Source organism: Amycolatopsis sp. 2-15, from assembly GCF_030285625.1.
GTDB lineage: Bacteria > Actinomycetota > Actinomycetes > Mycobacteriales > Pseudonocardiaceae > Amycolatopsis > Amycolatopsis carbonis.
Window position 1 is genome coordinate 35,107 of sequence record NZ_CP127294.1, and the last position, 18,782, is coordinate 53,888.

20 protein-coding genes are annotated in these 18,782 nt (G+C 69.3%); 6 read left to right on the forward strand and 14 right to left on the reverse strand.

All coding sequences use genetic code 11. The annotated features are described in order from the left end of the window. Window positions 1-21 precede the first annotated feature (21 nt). The 6 genes from QRX50_RS00125 to QRX50_RS00150 are packed head-to-tail and all read right to left on the reverse strand — an operon-like array spanning window position 22 to window position 5,175. A complete protein-coding gene (locus QRX50_RS00125) occupies window positions 22-663 on the reverse strand; it encodes a DUF5134 domain-containing protein (RefSeq protein WP_285969949.1) in 642 nt (213 codons plus the stop codon). Further along, the gene (locus QRX50_RS00130; RefSeq protein WP_285969950.1) at window positions 663-1,571 is read right to left on the reverse strand and encodes an alpha/beta hydrolase; all 909 of its coding nucleotides are present in this window, start codon (window positions 1,569-1,571) and stop codon (window positions 663-665) included. The genes QRX50_RS00125 and QRX50_RS00130 overlap by 1 nt, the downstream gene beginning before the upstream one ends. A gap of 37 nt (window positions 1,572-1,608) precedes the next feature. Beyond that, entirely contained in the window at window positions 1,609-2,019 is a 411-nt protein-coding gene (locus QRX50_RS00135) for a cupin domain-containing protein (RefSeq protein WP_285969951.1), read from the reverse strand. 49 nt (window positions 2,020-2,068) lie between these two features. Continuing rightward, window positions 2,069-2,800 (reverse strand): MoaF C-terminal domain-containing protein, encoded by a 732-nt coding sequence (locus tag QRX50_RS00140; protein WP_285969952.1) that lies wholly within the window; start codon window positions 2,798-2,800, stop codon window positions 2,069-2,071. Window positions 2,801-2,839: 39 nt separating this feature from the next. Then, the gene (locus tag QRX50_RS00145) at window positions 2,840-4,132 is read right to left on the reverse strand and encodes a cytochrome P450 (protein ID WP_285969953.1); all 1,293 of its coding nucleotides are present in this window, start codon (window positions 4,130-4,132) and stop codon (window positions 2,840-2,842) included. Window positions 4,133-4,158: 26 nt separating this feature from the next. Then, complete coding sequence (locus QRX50_RS00150; protein WP_285969954.1) at window positions 4,159-5,175, reverse strand: PDR/VanB family oxidoreductase; 1,017 nt, start codon at window positions 5,173-5,175, stop codon at window positions 4,159-4,161. A gap of 344 nt (window positions 5,176-5,519) precedes the next feature. Here QRX50_RS00150 and QRX50_RS00155 point away from each other — a divergent pair, with 344 nt between their 5' ends. After that, window positions 5,520-6,122 carry a DinB family protein gene (locus QRX50_RS00155; protein WP_285969955.1) on the forward strand — a complete coding sequence of 201 codons (603 nt, stop codon included), beginning with the start codon at window positions 5,520-5,522 and terminating at the stop codon, window positions 6,120-6,122. An 85-nt stretch (window positions 6,123-6,207) separates the two neighbouring features. On the opposite strand, the gene QRX50_RS00160 is transcribed toward QRX50_RS00155, so the two are convergent. The 3 genes from QRX50_RS00160 to QRX50_RS00170 all read right to left on the reverse strand — a co-directional run bounded on the left by QRX50_RS00160 (window position 6,208) and on the right by QRX50_RS00170 (window position 10,337). Next, window positions 6,208-8,508, reverse strand: coding sequence for an ATP-binding protein (locus tag QRX50_RS00160; RefSeq protein WP_285969956.1), 2,301 nt, complete (start codon window positions 8,506-8,508; stop codon window positions 6,208-6,210). 114 nt (window positions 8,509-8,622) lie between these two features. After that, window positions 8,623-9,255: an MBL fold metallo-hydrolase gene (locus QRX50_RS00165; protein WP_285969957.1), complete on the reverse strand. Its 633-nt coding sequence runs from the start codon at window positions 9,253-9,255 to the stop codon at window positions 8,623-8,625. Next, a complete protein-coding gene (locus QRX50_RS00170; RefSeq protein ID WP_285969958.1) occupies window positions 9,252-10,337 on the reverse strand; it encodes an S-(hydroxymethyl)mycothiol dehydrogenase in 1,086 nt (361 codons plus the stop codon). The genes QRX50_RS00165 and QRX50_RS00170 overlap by 4 nt, the downstream gene beginning before the upstream one ends. 154 nt (window positions 10,338-10,491) lie before the next feature. On the opposite strand from QRX50_RS00170, the gene QRX50_RS00175 reads away from it, so the two are divergent. Continuing rightward, window positions 10,492-11,745 (forward strand): helix-turn-helix transcriptional regulator, encoded by a 1,254-nt coding sequence (locus tag QRX50_RS00175; protein ID WP_285969959.1) that lies wholly within the window; start codon window positions 10,492-10,494, stop codon window positions 11,743-11,745. 33 nt (window positions 11,746-11,778) lie between these two features. Here the strand turns inward: QRX50_RS00175 and QRX50_RS00180 are convergent, their stop codons facing one another. Continuing rightward, entirely contained in the window at window positions 11,779-12,723 is a 945-nt protein-coding gene (locus QRX50_RS00180; RefSeq protein WP_285969960.1) for a methylenetetrahydrofolate reductase, read from the reverse strand. Window positions 12,724-12,931: 208 nt separating this feature from the next. Here QRX50_RS00180 and QRX50_RS00185 point away from each other — a divergent pair, with 208 nt between their 5' ends. Continuing rightward, complete coding sequence (locus tag QRX50_RS00185) at window positions 12,932-13,903, forward strand: hypothetical protein (RefSeq protein ID WP_285969961.1); 972 nt, start codon at window positions 12,932-12,934, stop codon at window positions 13,901-13,903. On the opposite strand, the gene ligA is transcribed toward QRX50_RS00185, so the two are convergent. Genes ligA through QRX50_RS00200 form a run of 3 tightly spaced genes read right to left on the reverse strand, consistent with a single transcriptional unit; the run spans window position 13,900 to window position 16,675 of the window. Continuing rightward, window positions 13,900-15,891 (reverse strand): NAD-dependent DNA ligase LigA, encoded by a 1,992-nt coding sequence (gene ligA, locus QRX50_RS00190; RefSeq protein WP_285969962.1) that lies wholly within the window; start codon window positions 15,889-15,891, stop codon window positions 13,900-13,902. The genes QRX50_RS00185 and ligA overlap by 4 nt on opposite strands. A 39-nt stretch (window positions 15,892-15,930) precedes the next feature. Beyond that, window positions 15,931-16,494, reverse strand: a complete 564-nt coding sequence (locus QRX50_RS00195; RefSeq protein ID WP_285969963.1) for a hypothetical protein — start codon at window positions 16,492-16,494, stop codon at window positions 15,931-15,933. Beyond that, on the reverse strand, window positions 16,484-16,675 hold the full coding sequence (locus QRX50_RS00200; protein WP_285969964.1) for a hypothetical protein: 192 nt from the start codon (window positions 16,673-16,675) through the stop codon (window positions 16,484-16,486). The genes QRX50_RS00195 and QRX50_RS00200 overlap by 11 nt, the downstream gene beginning before the upstream one ends. Before the next feature lie 227 nt (window positions 16,676-16,902). On the opposite strand from QRX50_RS00200, the gene QRX50_RS00205 reads away from it, so the two are divergent. Then, on the forward strand, window positions 16,903-17,082 hold the full coding sequence (locus tag QRX50_RS00205; protein ID WP_285969965.1) for a hypothetical protein: 180 nt from the start codon (window positions 16,903-16,905) through the stop codon (window positions 17,080-17,082). An 81-nt stretch (window positions 17,083-17,163) separates the two neighbouring features. Continuing rightward, a complete protein-coding gene (locus QRX50_RS00210) occupies window positions 17,164-17,571 on the forward strand; it encodes a VOC family protein (protein ID WP_285969966.1) in 408 nt (135 codons plus the stop codon). Between the two features lie 128 nt (window positions 17,572-17,699). Here the strand turns inward: QRX50_RS00210 and QRX50_RS00215 are convergent, their stop codons facing one another. Continuing rightward, window positions 17,700-18,143 carry a nitroreductase family deazaflavin-dependent oxidoreductase gene (locus QRX50_RS00215; RefSeq protein ID WP_285969967.1) on the reverse strand — a complete coding sequence of 148 codons (444 nt, stop codon included), beginning with the start codon at window positions 18,141-18,143 and terminating at the stop codon, window positions 17,700-17,702. A 117-nt stretch (window positions 18,144-18,260) separates the two neighbouring features. On the opposite strand from QRX50_RS00215, the gene QRX50_RS00220 reads away from it, so the two are divergent. Continuing rightward, window positions 18,261-18,743: a MarR family transcriptional regulator gene (locus tag QRX50_RS00220; RefSeq protein ID WP_285969968.1), complete on the forward strand. Its 483-nt coding sequence runs from the start codon at window positions 18,261-18,263 to the stop codon at window positions 18,741-18,743. The last annotated feature ends 39 nt before the right edge of the window (window positions 18,744-18,782 follow it).

The window sequence follows — 18,782 nt, forward strand, 5'->3', positions numbered from 1 at the left end:
CCGTGCTCAGTGAACTGGGGGCTACATCATCGCGGCGAACATCGTAGCCATGCCCGCCGCCATCAGGGCCTGGGTGGCGATGGTGAGCTGGGCCCGGCCCGAGGCGGGTGGCTTGGTGCGGCGGCGCGCGAGGAGCTCCGAGAGCCACCAAGCGCCGGCCACGGCGGAGCCGATGGTGAGCACCCAGTTGAGCATCGTGACGAGCGGTGGGGTGCCGGCGGGGGCTTCCACAACAGACACTACAGACATAGGCATTCCGGGCATGTGCATAGCAGGCATCGAAGAACCGTGGTCGCTGCCGGCACCGGTGACGGAAACCGGTGCCGGCAGCAGGCCGTCGGTCATCAACGCGTACATCCAGGCCATCGCGAGCATCATCAGAGCGTGGTAGGAGCTCGACCGGCGGTGCTCCGCGGTCCGTGCCGCGACGGCGGTGAACCAGACCGCCGCCAGTAAGAACAACACCAAGGGCCCCGTCGTCGGCAGGTCGGCACCGCGCGGCCACGCCATCAACGCCATGGCGAGAGCCATGAGCGCGTGTAAGGAATGCACGACGACGCCCCGCCAAGGAAGGCGGCCGACGGCGATTCCGTGCACGCGCTCTGTCGCGCAGAGAGCGAAGAGCGCGGTGACGACCCACCGCACAACGAGGTCCTGGATCATCAGCCGATGACACGGCTGACGTGGCCGGTGATCAGCGAGTACATCCGGCGGATCGTGTCCGTCTCGTCCGTCATGATGTCGTAGCCGTGGTCCACATCGGACACCTCGACGTATTCGGCAAGCGCGCCGGCCACCTCGAGTTTCGCCGCGTACTGCTTGGCCTCGTTGCGCAGCCGGTCGTATTCCGCGGTGATGACCAGGGCCGGCGCGATGCCCGTGATGCCGTCGGCGTTGTCGCCCCAGGCCGGGGAGACGAAGCGGTGACGGCGCAGAGCGCGGTCGGGCACGTAGGCGGTGTCGAAGACCTCGCAGAGCCACGGCTGCAGCACCGCTTTCGAGCCCAGCGGGGTCGGCTTGCGGGAAGGCGGGGTGACGATGTCGAGCGGCGGGTAGTGCAGGACTTGCAACGAGATGGCGGGCCCGCCGTTCTCCAGCGCCATCCGCGACACGGCCGCGGACAGGTTGCCGCCCGCGCTCTGGCCGCCCACGCACAAGCGGGTGCCGTCCCAGTCCCGCTCCGGTTCCGAGGCCCAGCTGACCACGTCGTAGAACTGTTCGACGGGCGTGGGGAACCGCGTCTGCGGGGCCAAAGCGTAGTCGGTGTTGAGCACGACGACGTTGGCGTTGGCGGCGAGGAACCGGCACCAGGCGTCGTCCTGTTGCCGCTGCCCCACGACGAAGCCGCCGCCGTGGGCGTTGACGTACACGCCGGGGACACCGACCGGGGACGGCGGGAAGTACAGCGTCGCGGCGACCGGACCGTGGCGAGTTTCGACCCTGACGTAGGTGGTACGGACAACGATTTCAGGGAACCGAGGTTCGCCGGCGGGATGGATCGCCGAGTTGATCTTGGCGGCGAACCTGCGGGCGACGATGTCGGCCACCGGCCTTCGCGACAGTACTGACATGAATCCTCGTCTCGTTTCGATCCGGTCGCGGCGACGGTCAGCCCTGGTGCTGCCGGGCGCTCGGGTGACGCAGGTGATCGCGGGCCACGATCTCCTCCGGCTCCAGCATCGTGATCATCTCCACGCCGGGAGCGCAGATGCACACGGCGACGAACCGCGCCCACGAGTCCGGGTCCGGGTTCGCGACCTGGTAGTGCACGACGTCACCACCGGGCTCCCAGAACGCCTCCCCCGCAACGATTTCCCGCGGCTCCTCGCCTTCCAGCTCGAAGAAGATCTTGCCTTCCGTCACATAACCGAACACCGGTCCGGAGTGGCGGTGCGGCGCGAGCCCCGGGTCGGCCGGCGGGAGTTCGACGAGCTGCGTCATCGCGTGCGAGCCCTCGGGAATCGTGGGCGGAGTGGCGTGGAGGAGATCGGTGACCTTGACGTTTCCCTTGGCCAGCATGGCTGTTCCTTTCCTCAGGGACCAGCGCGAGGTGCGCCCGGTCCGATGTTCAGACCGTGGTTGCGGTGTGGCCCAGCAATTCGCCGGCCGCACCGAAGGTGGACTGCGTCGGCCGTTCGCCGGTCCGGTCCAGCCCGAAGACGGCCCCGTATGCGCGCAGGGCCGCGAGGTCGCGGTGGTCGGCGATGGTGACCGAGGCCGAGGGGACCGCCGTTTCCCGCGAGGCGAGGACGTAGATCTCTGGCCGTAGTTCATACGTCGTGCACTCGTCGGTACCGGCGAGCCCGGCCGCGGGGCCGGCCAGGCAGCGCCACGAGTACGAACCCGGTTCGAGGTGGACGTGCTCGTAGCGGCTTCCGTCGCCGTAGGTCCACCGCACTCGCCGGCCCAGGAGCGCGGCCGTGGACGCCGGTTCCGTCCCGCTCGTCGCCAGGCCCTCGATGAGGCCCGGCAGGAACGTGTGCCGCACCCTGGTCCGGTCTTCGGCCGGCTCCCCGATCGTGCTCACGACGGCCAGACTGCGTCCGTGGTCGAAGTCCAGGATGAGGCTGACGGCCACGTTGGGCACGTCCACCCGGTGGTGGAACTGCGTGTACACCAGCCCTTCCGCGATCTCGAAGGCCTCGTAGTCGTCGCGCCCCGACACCACCGGGTGCGGGTCACCGGGCCCGGGTTCGTAGCTCCACTCGACGATCGTCGCGCCGAACCGGTGCGACACGCGACTGCCGTGCGAGTTCGTGAACACGATCTCGCCCCCGGCCACGCTGGAGTTTCTGGTCATGGGTGCTTTCTCCGTTCTTCGTCGGACCGCGGACACCGGTCAGCTGAGGACGGGGTTCTTTTCGACGTCCCAGCTGACGTGCAGCGATTCCGGGCCCCGGAACGAGGTGTTGGGCACGTAGTGGAACTCCTGGTGGTCGAGAGTCATGTGCGGCAGGCGCCGCGTCAGCTCCTCGAGGTAGATGACCATCTCGAGCCGCGCGAGGTGGTTGCCAAGGCACATGTGCGTGCCGGCACCGAAAGCGATGTGCGCCTTGGCATCCCGGTCGATGTCGAACCGTTCGGGCTCCTCGAACACCGCGTCGTCCTGGTTCGCCGACGCGATCACCATGAGGATCTTCGCTCCGGCGGGAATCGTCACGTCGCCGACACGCACGTCTTCCTTCGCGATCCGGCGCCAGGCGGCCACGGAGGGGTTGAGCCGCAGGCATTCCTCGACCGCGCCGGGGATCAGCGCCGGCTGCGCGCACAGGCGATCCCACTGGTCGCGGTTCCTCAGCAGCGTCACGACCGCGTTCGCGGTGGCGTTCGTCGTGGTTTCGTGGGCCGCCATCGCGCCGCCCATGACATTGGTCTGCAGCCAGGTGTCGGAGATGACGTCCGGGTGTTCGCGCTGCATCTTGATCGCGTGGCCCAGCCAGCCGGGCGGGTCGTCGAGCTCCTTGAGCTTCCCGATCACGCGCTCACCCATCGCCCAGAACTGGCCGAGCCCGTCGGCGGCCCGCACCTGCTCCTCGGGACTCGGCCGTCCCCAGACGAACTCGGTCATCGACGTGGCCAGCCTGCGTACGGTGTCGACGTCCTCCTCAGGAATCCCCAGGAACTGCAACGCGACCAGACACGGGATGTCCCAGAGCATGTCGGCGATGAGATCGGCGTGGCCGCGCTCGACGAACCGGTCGATGTAGTCGTTCGTCGTCTGCCGGATGTAGGAGGCGAGAGGGTCGATCCGATCGGGCATGAACGCCGGAGCGTTCAGCCGGCGGTACTGCCGGTGCATCGGCGGGTCGGAGTCCGCGAGAACGGGGCAGGGCGCGAAGCCGTATTTCTCGAGTTGCGCGCCCGCCGCTTCGGAAGGGGGTGTGACCGGCGTCAGCGTAATGGCCGCGGAGAACTTGTTGAACTGGCTGAAAACAGATTTGACGTCTTCGTGTCGCGTGACGACCCAGTAGTCCGAGTCGTCGTTGTAGAACACCGGCTGGCTCTCGCGAGCCCAAGCCAACGAGGCTCCCGGGTTCTCCTGGTATTCACGGTCGAAGAACGAGAAACCCGCGGTGGTGTGCGCGACCGGGCACCCGGTCGCCGGTTCGTTGCTGCTGACAGCGCTGTCCATGGGCAGCCTTCCTCTTCGATGTGCGATCAGAGATCGAGCTGGATCTTCGGGCACGCGGCTCGGCTGATGCAGATCATCAACGTGCTGTTCTCTTCCTGCTCCGCGGGACTGAGAACCGAGTCGCGGTGGTCCGCCCGGCCCGACACGATGTTCGTTTCACAGGTCCCGCACGTGCCTTCCGAGCAGGAGAACGGTGCCGGGATGCCGGCCGCCCGCGCGACGCCGAGAATCGAATCCTCCGGCCCGACTGAAACGGTGATTCCGCTTCGCACGAATTCGACTTCGAAATTGTCGAGGACGGTATCGTCGAGCTGGCTCCTGGGCGTGAACCGCTCCAGGTGGATCTGGCCGGCGATTCCGAGATCCGCGGCCATCGCCTCCACCGCGCACAGCAGCCCTTCCGGGCCGCACACGTACACCGCGGTACCGGACGCGACTCCGGCGAGGATGCCCGCCAGATCGATGCGGCCGTGCGTGTCCTCCGGAACCAGGGTCACGCCGTCGCGGTGAGCCTGCAACAGGTCGTCGGCGAACGCCATGTTGCCCCGGCTGCGGCCGCCGTAGACCAACGACCACTCGGCGCCCGCCCGATCGACCGACTCGATCATCGGGAGGATCGGGGTGATGCCGATTCCGCCGGCGATGAACAGGTACCGGGGTGCTTCGACGAGCCGGAAGTTGTTGCGTGGCCCCCGAACGGTGATGCTTTCGCCTTCACGCACTTCCTGGTGGACCAGTGCGGAGCCGCCGCGGCCGTCGGGCTGGTACAGCACGCTCACCTGCCACGAACGAAGGTCGCTCGGCTTGCCGCACAGGGAGTACTGCCGGACCAGGTCCGGTCCGAGGACGAGGTCGATGTGCGCCCCCGGCGTCCACGCGGGGAGGTCACGACCGTCGGAGCGGACGAGGGTCACCTGCGTGATGGTGTCGGTGATCGGCGTCTTCGCCTTGACCTCCATCACGAGGTCGTCGTGCGCCTGGTTCCCGGGGTCCGCCCACCGGGGCTGTTGACCGGAGTGTCCGGCCTCGAACGGCGATGCCATGGGGACTCCTTCGGATTTCGCCGGGTGCCCCGACGTGTGCTTCGTTGCACCACCGCACGTCGGCGCCTCGGCCGGTTCGCGCGTCGCTGACTGGCAGCCCTTGTAATCTCGGTCACTGTGGGACCACGCACATGGGGGAGATCACGGGGGGCGGTACGGAAGTTACGGATGTCCGTATCGGGAATTGCCGGCGTAGCGGCTTTGACCAGCGCGGTCTAGTGGTGCAACGGAATGTGTCGGGGACGTACGACGAGACGAGACGGGCCGGGTCCACCGCGTCTTGCGGGTGTTCGGGCCGGGAATCCACAGAGTTCCTTGCGGGCCGGATGCGGAGCTGTTGGTGCATGCTCGTACTCGTGATCGATGATTTCGCGAAGGAGTACCTGCACGGTGACCTGCGCGAGATCCGCGAGGTGATGCTCGCGAAGCTCGACAGGCTGTCCGAGTACGACATCCGTCGTCCCCTGACCTCGACCGGAACCAACCTCCTCGGCCTGGTCAAGCACCTGTCGGTGTGGGAGTCCCGGTACTTCGGCGAGGTCTTCGGTCGGCCGTTCCCCGAGTCCTTCCCCCGCTGGGACGACCTCGAACAGCGTGGTACCGACATGTGGGCGACCGAGCACGAAACACGCGAGGAGATCACCAGCCGCTACCAACGCGTCTGGGAAAACTCCGACGCGACAATCGGTGCTCTCGCCATCGACTCACCCGGCTACGTGCCCTGGTGGCCACGTCCTGACGTGATGCTGTTCAACGTTCTGGTCCACGTGCTCACGGAGACCAGTCGCCACGCCGGGCACGCCGACATCCTCCGCGAACAGCTGGACGGCGAGGTCGAGATGGACGCGGAAGGCCTGGCCCGGCGGGGGCAGGACGCGGCCTTCTGGGAGAGCCGGTGCGCGGAAATCGAGCGAGCGGCCAAAGCGGCTGATCCAGCCACGGCCTGACCGGTTCGAATGGGGCCAGATAGTCCAGGCCAACTCGGGCGCCGCCGGACAAGCGGACCCGGCCTGGCTCGTATGGTGGGTCCGGTCAGAGCGACTGGGCGACGTACCAAGATGCGATCTGGCTGCGCGAGCTGAATCCCAGGCGCGTCATGATGTTGTCGATGTGGCTCTCCACCGTGCGTGCGGAGATCACCAGAGCCGCGGCGATCTGGGGGCTGGTCAGCCCTTTCGAGATCAGCGCCGCTATTTCCTGTTGCCGGCTGGTGAGCGCGGGCGGTTCGTCGCCGGCGGTCCGCTCGGCGATCTGTTCCGCCAAAGCGTAGGCGATGATTCCCGTCGGAGATCGCTTGGCCCCGGTCTCGATCGCGGTGGTCAGGGCGCGGGCCGGCATGGTCTGTTCGAGGCGAGCGAGGCAGGCGGAGTGGTAGCCGGTGAGCTTCGACCCGAACGCCACCAGTTCCGTACCCGTGCGCTGCCAAAGGCTTCGGGCGCCGCCGAGCAGTTGTGCCGCTCGCTCGCACTGACCGGTCGACCCCGCGATCCAGGCCAGGAGCTCGGTCATCAACGCGGTGCCCAAGGACGGATTGAAATCGCGGTGGTCGCGAAGCGCGTCAACCGCAGTCGTCTGCGCCGCGGCGCAGTCGCCTCGTAGCCATTGGTCGAGGCCCTGGCTCCACTTCAGGTAGGAACGCGCCCAGCGTTCGTCCCGCCGGCGGCACACGGTCAGCGCCGACGTGCTGACGGCCATCGAGTCCGCGCTGCGGCCGGCGAGGGAAAGCGTGACGGCGTACTCGAAGGACGCCATCAGCCATTCCGGGGTCTCGCCGACGTCGGCGAGCTCTCGCAGTGCGACCTCGAAGTGCCGCTCGGCCTCGGTGAGGTCGCCCCGAAGCTGCGCGGCGAGTCCCCGTAGCCCACGGCACTGGGCGGCCGCATCCGCCAGGTGGAGCCGCGCTGCCAGCGCTTCGCACTCGTCGAGGCGCTGCGCGGCTGCCGCCTGGTCGCCTTGGAGCAGGCCTACCCTCGCGGCGACCCACAGCGCTTTCGCCCGAGCCGAGCTGGTCACTCGGTCGCCTTCCGGCGCGTCGAGCGCCTCATCCGCCCAGCTGCGGCCCTCGGCGATGTACCCGTCGGCGTACCAGCGGTAACGTAGTCCGGCGACCAGATCGAGCTGGTAGTTGCCGCCCGGGGCGGCGGTTTCGAAGGCGGCGCGGAGGTTTTCCCGCTCGACGCGCATCCACTTGGCCGAGGCGGCCTGGCCGGGCCCGCTCCACGAACGTTCCAGATCCTTGACCACGTCGAGGAAGTACTGCCGGTGACGGACGCGGAAGCGCGCCGAGTCGCCCGTGCGCTCGAGGACCTCCGCGCCGTACGCGCGGATGGTCTCCAGCATCCGGAAACGCCTCGACGATTCCTGGTGCTCCACGTTCAACACGGACTGGTTCACCAGGGAGCTCAGGAGATCGAGCGTGGGACCGCCGTCGTCGCCACACACGCCTTCGGCCGCCGTCAGGTCGAAACTGCCCGCGAAAACGGAGAGGCGCGCCCACAGCCGGCGTTCCGCTTCCGTGCAGAGGTCGAAACTCCAGTCCACGAGCGACCGGAGGGTCTGCTGGCGCGGCGCGGCCGATCGGCTGCCGGTGGTGAGCAGCCCGAACCGGTCCGACAACCGGTCCAGGATCTGGTCGAGCGAAAGGATGCGCATCCGGGCGACCGCCAGCTCGATGGCCAGCGGAATTCCCTCCAGCTGAATGCACAACCGCGCTGCGGCGGCGGCATTGTGCTCGCCAAGGACGAACCCGGGAGACGCGGCCACGGCCCGTTCCTGGAGCAGCCGGATCGACTCGAACTGCGCCAGGGACTCGAGACTGACCGGCTCCGCGTCATCGGGCACGGTGAGCGGAGGCACCGGGTAGAGCAGCTCTTCCGTCACGGTCAACGACGTTCGCGTGGTGACCAGAATTCGAGCCGCCGGCGCATGCCGCAGTACTTCGTGGACGACGCGGGCGGCCCCGGCGAGAACGTGTTCGCAGTTGTCGAGGATGAGCAGGATCTCGCGATCGCGAAGGTGGTCGATCAGCTTCGCGGTGGCGTCGCGATTCGACTGGTCCGCGATCCCCAGCGCGTGGATGACCGCCGCCGGCACATCGCCTCCGTCCGAGACGGACGCGAGTTCGACGAAGTACACGCCGTTTTCGAAAAGGTGGTTCATCTCGTCGGCGAACTGCAACGCCAACCGGGTCTTGCCCACTCCCCCCGGGCCGATCAAGCTCACGAGCCGGCCGGCCGAGAGCCGGTCGCGGATTTCCTTGCGCTGCTGACGCCGGCCGACGAAGCTGGTCGCGGTGAAGGGAACGTTGCCACCACGAGCTCTCGCCTTGGCCACGGCGCCTCCACGGGTCGGCTGAACGATCAGGCAAGCGCTGCCCGGTCGACGGTTCTGCCCATGATGAGTTCGAACCCGATGGGGGTCAACCTGCGCCCGTGGTGCCCGGCCCGCTCAGTGGCCGCGGGCGATCCACTCGTCCAGGTGCGGTGATTCGTCGCCGACCGACGTGCCGTCGCCGTGTCCGGTGTGGACTCGGGTGCCCGCCGGCAGGACGAGCAACCGGTCCCGGATGGACGAGATGATCGTCGGGAAGTCCGAGAACGAGCGGCCGGTCGCGCCGGGGCCGCCGGCGAACAGCGTGTCGCCGGTGAACAGGGCGCCGGCCTCGGGCAGGTGCAGGCAGATCGAGCCGGGTGAGTGCCCGGGCGTGTGGATGAACTCCAGTGCGGTGCCGGCGACCGCGATACGTTCGCCGTCTTCGGCTCGCCAGAACCGCCGCCCGGGATGGGTCAGCTCCCACAGCTCCCGGTCGGCCGGGTGCAGCAGGACCGGCGAGTGGAGGTGCTCGCCGAGCTGCGGGGCGACGGTGACGTGGTCGTTGTGGCCGTGGGTACACACGATGCCGACGACGTTGCGGTCGCCGACCGCCGCGGTGATCGCCTTCTCGTCGTGCGCGGCGTCCACGACCACGACCTCGTCGTCGTCACCGACGAGCCAGACGTTGTTGTCCACGTCCCACGTGCCGCCGTCGAGCTCGAAGACGCCCGACGTGACGACGCGGTCGATCCGGAACGCGCCGCTCACAGGATCACCACGGACCGCAGCACCTCGCCCGCGTGCATGGTGTGGAAGGCCTTTTCGACGTCGTCGAGGGAGATCCGCTCGGTGACGAACTTGTCCAGAGGCAGCCGGCCCTGGCGGTGCAGGTCGATCAGCATCGGGAAATCGCGCTCCGGCAGGCAATCGCCGTACCAGGACGACTTCAGCGAGCCACCGCGGGCGAAGAAGTCGAGCAGCGGCATCTCCAGCCGCATGTCCGGGGTCGGGACACCGACGAGCACCACGGTGCCGGCCAGGTCACGCGCGTAGAACGCCTGCTGCCACGTCTCGGGACGACCGACCGCGTCGATCACGACGTCGGCACCGAAGCCGCCGGTCAGCTCCTGGACGGCGGTGACCGCGTCGTTTTCGGCGGCGTTGATGGTGTGCGTCGCGCCGAGGTCGCGCGCCCAGGCGAGCTTCCGGTCGTCGCGGTCGACGGCGATGATCGTCGTCGCGCCGGCGAGGCGGGCACCGGCGATAGCGGCGTCGCCCACTCCCCCGCAGCCGATGACCGCCACCGAGTCACCGCGGCCCACGCCGCCGGTGTTGACCGCGGCGCCGAGCCCGGCCATCACGCCGCAGCCGAGCAGGCCGGCGACCGCCGGGTCCACGGTCGGATCCACCTTCGTGCACTGCCCGGCGTGCACGAGGGTCTTGTCCGCGAACGCCCCGATGCCCAGCGCCGGGGTCAGCTCGGTGCCGTCGGTCAGCGTCATCCGTTGCGTCGCGTTGAACGTGTTGAAGCAGTACTGGGGGCGGCCGCGTTTGCACGCCCGGCACTGTCCGCAGACCGCGCGCCAGTTGAGGACGACGAAGTCCCCCGGCTGAACGGACTCCACCCCGGCACCGACGCTCTCCACGGTGCCGGCGGCCTCGTGGCCGAGCAGGAACGGGAACTCGTCGTTGATGCCACCTTCGCGGTAGGTCAGGTCGGTGTGGCAGACGCCGCACGCCGCGATCGCGACGACCACTTCATCGGGGCCGGGGTCCGGGACCACGATGTCGGTCAGTTCGACCGCCGCGCCCTTCGACCGGGCGATCACCCCGCGCACCTGCTGTGGCATTTCCCTGAAACCTCCGTTGGTCACCGGCCCGAGTCATGCGTGGCAACGCATGCCTGACGCGACCCTAGAACGGGTGACCGTGGCTGCGACCTGGTCGTTGGTCGAGGGAAACCTGGTCTTCCGGCCAGGGCCCGCGGTCGTTATCGTGATTCCGGTGACCGACCCCATCGAGCTGACCGAGCTGCGGGAGGTCGTCGAGGGCCCGCTGCGCGAGATCGCCGCACGGTTCTCGCGGTTCCTCGCCGACCGCTGGCCGCACCAGGCGCTCGTCATCTTCACCCTCGAGTGCACCGGCCGCCCGCGCAAGGTCGCCGGTGCCACGGCGATCACCGAAAAGATCACCATCGCCGAGCTCGAGCAACTCAAGGCCACCGTGCCGCCCGACAGCCGGCTGACCACGCACGCCGAGCTGGGCGGCGCCGACCGCGCCGTCTGGGCCGCGCTCGACGCCGGCGGCACCCTGCTCGTGCTCGTCCCGCGGTCCCCTCGCGCGAAGTGCCCGCAGCCGGCACTGCTGGGTGCGCTGTTCGGGATCGTCGCGACCTCCATCCGCCAGCAGGTCGCGCAAGCCAGCCCCGACTACCTGGCCGAGTCCCGCGCGGCCTCGACCGAACGAGCCCGCACGATCGCCGAAATGGCCGCGGCCCACGAAACCGCGCTCGTGACGGTCCTGACCGCGCTGCGCTCCACCCGCCTGGACGACCACCGCGCCCGCCTCGCCGCGACCGACTCCGCTTCGGCCGCGCTGGTGGCCCTGCGCTCGGCGCAGACGTCCGAGCGCGCCCTGTCCGAAGAGCCGGCCCACAGCGCGTTCACCAGGCTCCGCCGCGAAGTTCGGCAGATGCTCCGCCACCACGACGCCGAGCTGGAGTTCGTCACCCCGCCGAAGGACGCGCACCCGCTGCCCGGCGAAATCGCCCACGCCGCCCGCGCCATGACCTGCACGACGGTGCTGGCCTTCACCACCCAGCCCGACCTGACCCGCCTCAGGATCGCCTGGTCGACCGACACCACCGCGCTGTACCTCGACATCCGCGACCGCGAATCCGGCCACCTCGACGCCACCGGCCTCCGCCGCCAACTCGACGGCCGCGCGAAAACCCTCGGCGCCACCGTCGAGGTCGACGCCGTCCCCGGCTGGGGCAGCCGCGTCGCCATCGCCTTGCCGTTCGAGCCCGACTCGGACCAGCCGGACGACGCTCTGCTGTCGACGCTCAACCGGCGCGAGCTGGAAGTCCTGCGTCTTGTGTCGAGGGGGCAGCGGAACAAGTCGATCGCCGAGGCTCTCGGCATCACGGAGAGCACGGTGAAATTCCATGTGGCGGGGGTGTTGAAGAAGCTCGACGTGAGTTCGCGGGGTGAGGCCGCGGCGTTGGCGTTGGCGGCGGGGATCGCTGCTGCTGACTGACGGAGTGCGAAGGAGCGCCTCGCAGTCAAGCTCTCAGCTGGATTTCCCGCCCCGTTCCAGCAGCCCGCTCAGCTCACCGGCGAGAGCGACCGATGCCTCGATCTCGGCCTTGCGGATCGACACACTTTCCACCAGGAAGCCGAAGGGCAGACCGAGTCTGCGGCAGAAGGCGATCAGGTCGCGCGCGGTCGTCAGACAGTGCTCGTAGGACTCGGCCAGCGTGTCGTCGGCGTGGCGGAGGGAATTTTCCAGCCAGCGGGGGACGTGGACACCCAGCCACTTGAGGAAGGTGAGCGTCTTCATCGAGCCGCACACCGAGAGCGTGAACAGGACGGGCTTCGGTTCGAGCTGCCGCTCCCGGCAGGCGTAGTAGTAGTCGGAGACCATGCTCTTCGCCGCGTCGGAGCTGTAGATCACCTGCGAGATGAAGTACGCGCAGCCCGCCTGCTGCTTGGTGATCAACCGCAGGTGCTCGTCGGAGCGTTCGGTGATGGCGACGCCGCCGAGCAGCAGATCCGGCCGGACGTCCCGGCGCAGCGCCTGCGCCTGGGACAGCCGGGTCCGCACCGCCTTGTCCTTCGAAGACGCGCCGACGAACACGGTGAGCACGCGGTCGGTGTCGGCCGTCCGCAGCCAGCTCCGCAGCTGCGCCTCGGTGTACTTGCCGACGCAGCGGTAGACGACCGCGGGCCGGTTCCACTCGCCGAGGTATTCCTCGTGGTACACGGCGGGATCGAGGGTCGGCAGGTACGGAAACGGCCGCTCCGCCGGGTTGCGGTCGCTCTCGTCGTCGATGTCGTACAGCGCGAGGCCGTCCACGCCGAGGGAGTCCAACCGCGCCAACGTGGCCGCGGTGATCTCCCGGATCCGTTCGGGCGCGGTACTCAGGCGGGGCGGCGTGATGCCGAACAGCAGGATCTCGCTGCCGGCGTGGGTCATCAGCGTCCGGAGAGCTGCGCTGTCGCGGTGGTCCACCATGGCGCGGAAGCTAGCAGCTCGGCCATCGGACGGCGGGCAATGCCCTCGATGGCTCTCCGGCGAGCCGGTCGAGCAATGTCCACAGTGGCCGAGGCCGCCCTTCCTGAGACGTGTCCGAAACGTTGCCGTCTCGTACTCCCCGGGCCGTAACGACCGATCGCCGCCGGCGATGTTTTGCGGCGAGGCCAACGAGGTTGGGTGGTACACAGTGGACGAGTACGACATCGAGAACCATCCGGACCTGATGGACCCGGACTGGCGGCGGCACGCCGAGAAGGAGGCGTGGGTCGATCTGCGGCGTAACCGCGGCCGGGCGAAGTGGCGCAAGGGGCTGACGACCGCGGCGGTCGTGGTGGTTGTCGTGGCGGGCGCCGGGGTCGGGTTCTACGTATGGGGGAAGTCGACGGCCGAGCAGAGCACCGATGCGGACGTCGGCGCGCCGGCGTCGGTCGCGGTGGCGACGACGGAGGCGGCGCCGACCGAGCTGCCCGACGAGGGGCACGTCGACCTGACGCGGCCGTTCGAGGGCACGCCGGCGCAGAACTGGGCCGAGGGGATCGCGGGGCTGACCGTGCCGGCGGCGGCGAAGGTGGGCTCGTTCTCGGCTAAGCAGGTCGGGCAGGCCGAGGATCAGGTGAAGCAGGCGATCGCCGTGGCGCAGTTCGACCCGGACACGGTGGATCGCCACAACCCGGCCAAGTACATCGGGCTGCTCGCGCCGGACGAGAGACCGGACGCGCGGGCGAACCCCCAGAGTTTCGTGATCTACCTGGCGGATGGCTATCACCTGCTGCCCGTCTCGCCGAGGATGACCGGGTCGATGACGGTGAAGCCGGGCAAGGCCGGTGAGCTGCTGATCCACGCGACCTACGTGGTGGCCTACGCGTTCGACCCCGGCGAGCACCCGGTCGACGGCCCGGCCGACCTGGAACCGTTCGTCCGCGTCGACGCCGACTACGCGGTGCGCAGCGGATCGCACTGGCGGGCTTCGAGCCGCGGGCTGTGGGTGGACAAGTTCGACCCGTACTTCACCAGCGTCGCGTGCGGGAAGGACGATCGGCTCACACCCGCGTTCAGCGACCGCGATTACGCCGCCACGTCCTTGTCCCCCGAGCCCGGCCGGTTCGACCCGAACAAACCGATGCCCACCGAGGACAACTGCCACGGCACCCCCGGCTAGACGACCCCGGCCTCGATCAGCTGTTGCCAGATCACACCCTGATCGACGACCTCGACACCGAGTTTCTCCGCCTTCGTGAGCTTGCTCGCGCCGACGTCGGCGCCGGTGATGAGCAGGTCGGTGCTCGCCGAGACCGACGACGCGGTGGTCGCGCCGGCCTGCTCGCACAGCCGCTGGAAGGTCGGGCGGGGTACTTTCTCGCCCGACCGCGGGTCGCTGATCCCGCCGGTGATCACCACCGTCTTGTCGGCCAGCGGCGCGCCGGCGGCCACGACCGCTGGGAGGTCTTCTTCCAGGACGTCCAGCGAAACGCCGCGCTCCCGCAGCCGGTCGAGCTCGGGCCGCAGCCGCGTGAGGTGCTCGATCAGCGACGCGGCGACCTTGGGCCCGATGTCCTCGACCGCCACGAGCCCGTCTTCACCGGCCTCGGCGACGGCCTCCAGCGAGCCGAAGCCCGCGCGGCACAACCGGGCCGCGGTGCCTTCCGACGCCATCGGGATCGCCAGCCCGATCAAGGCGCGGCGCAGACCGACCCGGCGGCTGGCGTCGATCGACTCGATCATGCGCGTGGCCGAGACCTCGCCGATGCGGTCGAACTCCAGCAGCCGTTCCTTGGTCAGCCGGTAGAAGTCGGACGGGTGCTCCAGGATCCCCATCTCGGCCAGCCGTTCGATCCACACCCCGCCGATGGCGTCGATGTCCGCGGCCGCGCGGGAGGCCCAATGGATCAGCCGGCGCACGGTCTGGGCGGGGCAGGCGACGTTGGTGCAGAACAGTTCCCGGCTGTTGCCCTGCTCGGTCAGCGGCTGGTCGCACGACGGGCACCGGGTAGGCGGAACGATGTCCCGCTCCGCGCCCGTGCGCTTCGACGCGTCGAGCACGCCGGCGACGAACGGGATCACGTCGCCCGCGCGGCGCACCAGCACCGTGTCGCCGATCTTGATGCCGCGCGCGCGGATGACCTCTTGGTTGGCCAGGGTCGCGCGGGTGACGGTCGTGCCGCCCACGAACACCGGCTCGAGCCAGGCCACCGGGGCGATCTTGCCCGTCTTGCCGACGTCCCAGACCACATCGGACAGCACCGTGGTCTTCTCCTCGGCGGCGAACTTGAACGCGAGCGCGCCCCGCGGCGAGCTCGACCGCGTGCCGGCGGCGGCGTAGGCGTCTCGGTCGGCCAGACGCAGGACGGCGCCGTCGAGGTCGTAGTCGAGATCGTTGCGCTGTTGCTCGATCTTGGTGATCACCGCCTGCGCGGCCTCGGCGTCGGCGCAGCGACGCATGTCGGCGGCGGTGAAGCCGAGCGTCTGGAGGGCGCGGGCGAGGTCGGTGTCCGCGCTGTCGGGGTCGGTGTCCAGATCGAAGGCGAAGAACCGCAGCCGCCGCTCCGCGACCGTCGCCGGGTCCTTCGCCCGCAGGGTGCCGGCGGCGGCGTTGCGCGGGTTGATCAGCGGCTTGTCGGGGTGGGCGGTGTTGTAGGCCGCGAACGTGGAACGCAGCATCACCGCCTCCCCGCGCACTTCGACGCGGCCGGGCGCCTCGACTCGGTCGGGCACGCCGTCGGTCAGGGCTCGGACGAGGACGGTCACGTCGTCGCCGGTCGTCCCGTCGCCGCGGGTGACGGCGCGCGCCAGGCGGCCCTGCTCGTAGACGAGCGCCAGCGACAGGCCGTCCAGCTTCGGCATCACGACGACGGGCTGCCCGGGGAAGCGGTCGAAGAACGCCGCCACCTGCTCGGGCTTCGTCGCCTTCTCCAACGACAACATGGGCCGCGAATGCCGGATCGGCGCGTGCAACACCGCCGGCGCGCCCACCTGCTCCAGCGGGTTCGGGTCGGGCGCCAACGCCGGGTTGGCCTCGATCAACCCCCGCAACTCGTCCTCGACCACGTCGTACTCCGCGTCCGCCACCACCGGCGAGCCCCGGTAGTACGCGTCGCGCAGCACCACGATCTGATCGGCGAGTTCCTGAATCCGCTTCCGAGCATCCACGGCTGAGGACGCTACCGGGGCGCACCGACAGAAGTGGGGCTACGGCCGGTCACGGCCCGGGTGAATCGGCTGCCGGTACGGCAGGAGCCAGTGCAGCAGCAGGCCGGTCAGAGCGGAGACCGTCACGGCGCCCGCCGAACCGAAGATCGTGAACTGCTCGTCCACCTCGATGCCGGCCGAGGTGGTGATCACCCAGCCCAGGCACCACAGCACGGGCATCGCCACGGGCCACGCCCAGCGGTGGCGCGCGGCGCGCGGCAGGGCGGCCAGCTGCGCGGCGCCGAGGAGCACGCCGGTGACGGCGCCCATGATCGCGAGGTCGGCCAGGGAACTGCCGTAGTCGACGACCACCGCGCCGAGGAGCAACCCGGCGCCCATGCCCACGGTGGTGGCCGGGATCCAGCGCAGCGGGTCGAGCCGCCGGCGGCTGACGAGGGCCTGGCCGGTGCCGACGACCAGCCCGGTCACCGCACCGCCGAAAAGCGCGGCCAGCGGGTTGTCGACCCGGCCGACGACGGCGCCGCCCGCCACGCCGCCCAGCGGGAAGGCGAGAAACCCGACCGTCCAGAGCACCCACGTCACGAGGGACGCGTTACGCGTCATGTCGGCGCCTCCCCGGCATCGTCACCCCGAGTGCGGCCACCCACAGCCCCCAGGCCACGCTGCCGAGCAGCCCCGCCAGGTCCCAGACCGGGAAGGCGGGCACGGCCGTGAGGGCCCGCGACGAAAGGCCGCCGGTCGTCTGTCTGAGGCGGGTGGTCGTGCCCGCGGTGGTGAGTGCCATTTCCGGACCCCTCTGGGCGCGATGTGGACGCCGTCGGATCACGGTACGTTGCCGAGTCCCTGATCGAGGTCACTCACGGAGACAGCCGAAGCGCGCGAGAACGGCGGTGTGGATCCTCGGGCTCGCAACGGATCTGCAGGACGGCGGCGGCGTCCGTGCGCAGGAGGTGGGTGCCGGTCACCGCCACAAAGCCGGGGTTTTCACGGCGGTCTGCGTAGATTTCCGGCGTGTGCGAAGACGATGTGCGGAGTGAGCGAGTCGCGAAGATCGTGATCACGACGCTGGGCGGATTCCTGATCGCGCTCGGAGTGGCCGCCGCGACGGGGCTTGTGTTCCTGTTGGCCTTGGCGCACAGCAATCGTGACGTCGCGGTCGACATGTCATTCCCGGCTGACTTTCCCGGCTGACGTTCGCGAACGAGGACCGGGTTTGTCCGCGATCGGGTCTAGCGTCGGTCAGGTCGGAAAGCAGCAGCGGGAAGGAAACCAGTGAACTTCGCGTCCATACGGATCATCACCGGCGACGTCGGGCGGCTCGTCGCGTTCTACGAGCGGGTCAGCGGGCAGGCGGCGAAGTGGAGTACGCCCGATTTCGCCGAGGTGGCGTTCGCGTCGGGCACGTTGGCGATCGGGAGCACGCGCACGGTGGGGCTGTTCGGGGCCGGGTCGGCGGAGGCCGGGGTGAACCGGTCGGTGATCGTCGAGTTCATCGTGGACGACGTGGACGCGCGGTACGCCGAGTTGAGTGAGTGGCTGGAGGAAGTGGTGACACCGCCGACGACGATGCCGTGGGGCAACCGCGCCTTGTTGTTCCGGGATCCCGACGGGAATCTCGTCAACGTTTTCACGCCGGTCACCGAGGAGGCAGTCGCGAAGTTCGTTGCTGTGTCACGGTAGGCGCCGGTCACCTAGCGGTTCAGCGCGCGGCGTCCGGCGCGGCTGTCGTCGACGCGTGAGCGAGCCGGCTGGTCCGTCCTTTTCGGATAGACCACCCGGCTCGCCCAACCCCCAGTGCAAGAGAAGGATCAGGCGGGTTCGACGCGGAACACCGCGATCCGGTGGGCCGACTCGGCGACGGCATCCGGTGAAGCGGCCCCGGCCAGCCCGGTCGTCACGAAGCGTTTGCCGACGCTGGCGGGACTCGTGGCGACCAACTGGCGCAGCAGCGGACGCCGGTCCTCCACCGGGACCTCGACCAGCCGCGCGGTCAGGGCTTTTCGACCTCTCGTGAGCGTGACGGTGTCCGCGGCGCGCACGTTGGCGACCCACGCCGCTTTCGGGAAGGCCTGGAAGATGTAGCGGCCGCCGCCGAGTTCGTTGACGGCGATGGGGAACGTGCGCGGCCGCCCGGTGCGCCGGCCCTTCACGGTGAGCAGCTGCATCGGCCCGAACGCGATCCCCCTGCGCTGCAGTCCGACGATGATCTTGTTGATGGTGTTGGTCATCCGGCGGTAGCTGTCTGTGCTCATGCCGCCGAGCGTACCTCAAGTTCTACGAGAACGATATAATATCTAACACGTAGATAACCGGGGTACGTCGGCCGCGATACCCTACGGGTTCCATACGAACCACGAGGGGGCAGCGGCATGAGCCCAGACCGGGCCACGGCGCGGCGGCGACGCCAGCTGACGACGTCGGTCAAGGACGCCGTCCGCGACCTGAACATCCAGCTGTCGCTGCTCAACCGCCGCTTCGGCGGCCGCGTGGAGGTGCGCGACGTCGACTGGACCTGCCTCGACTTCATCAACCGCCACGGCCCACTGTCGCCGACCGAGCTGGCTCGCCGCGCCGGGCTGCACCCCGCGACGCTGACCGGCATCCTGGACCGCCTGCAGAAGGCCGGGTGGATCGTGCGCGAGCGCGACCCCGAGTCGGCCGACCGCCGCGCCGTGACGCTGCGCGGGGTGCGCGAGCGCAACGCCGAGCTGTTTCAGGTTTTCTCCGGCATGAACACTCGCATGGACGAGCTCTGCGACCGTTATTCCGACGCCGAGCTCGAAGTGATCGCCGACTTCCTCCGCCGGACGTCGACGGCTGGGCAGGATTCGGCGGAGGAGCTGGCCCCCTAGCTGGTTTCGTCCTTGCGCAGCACCAGGTTCGCGAGCTGG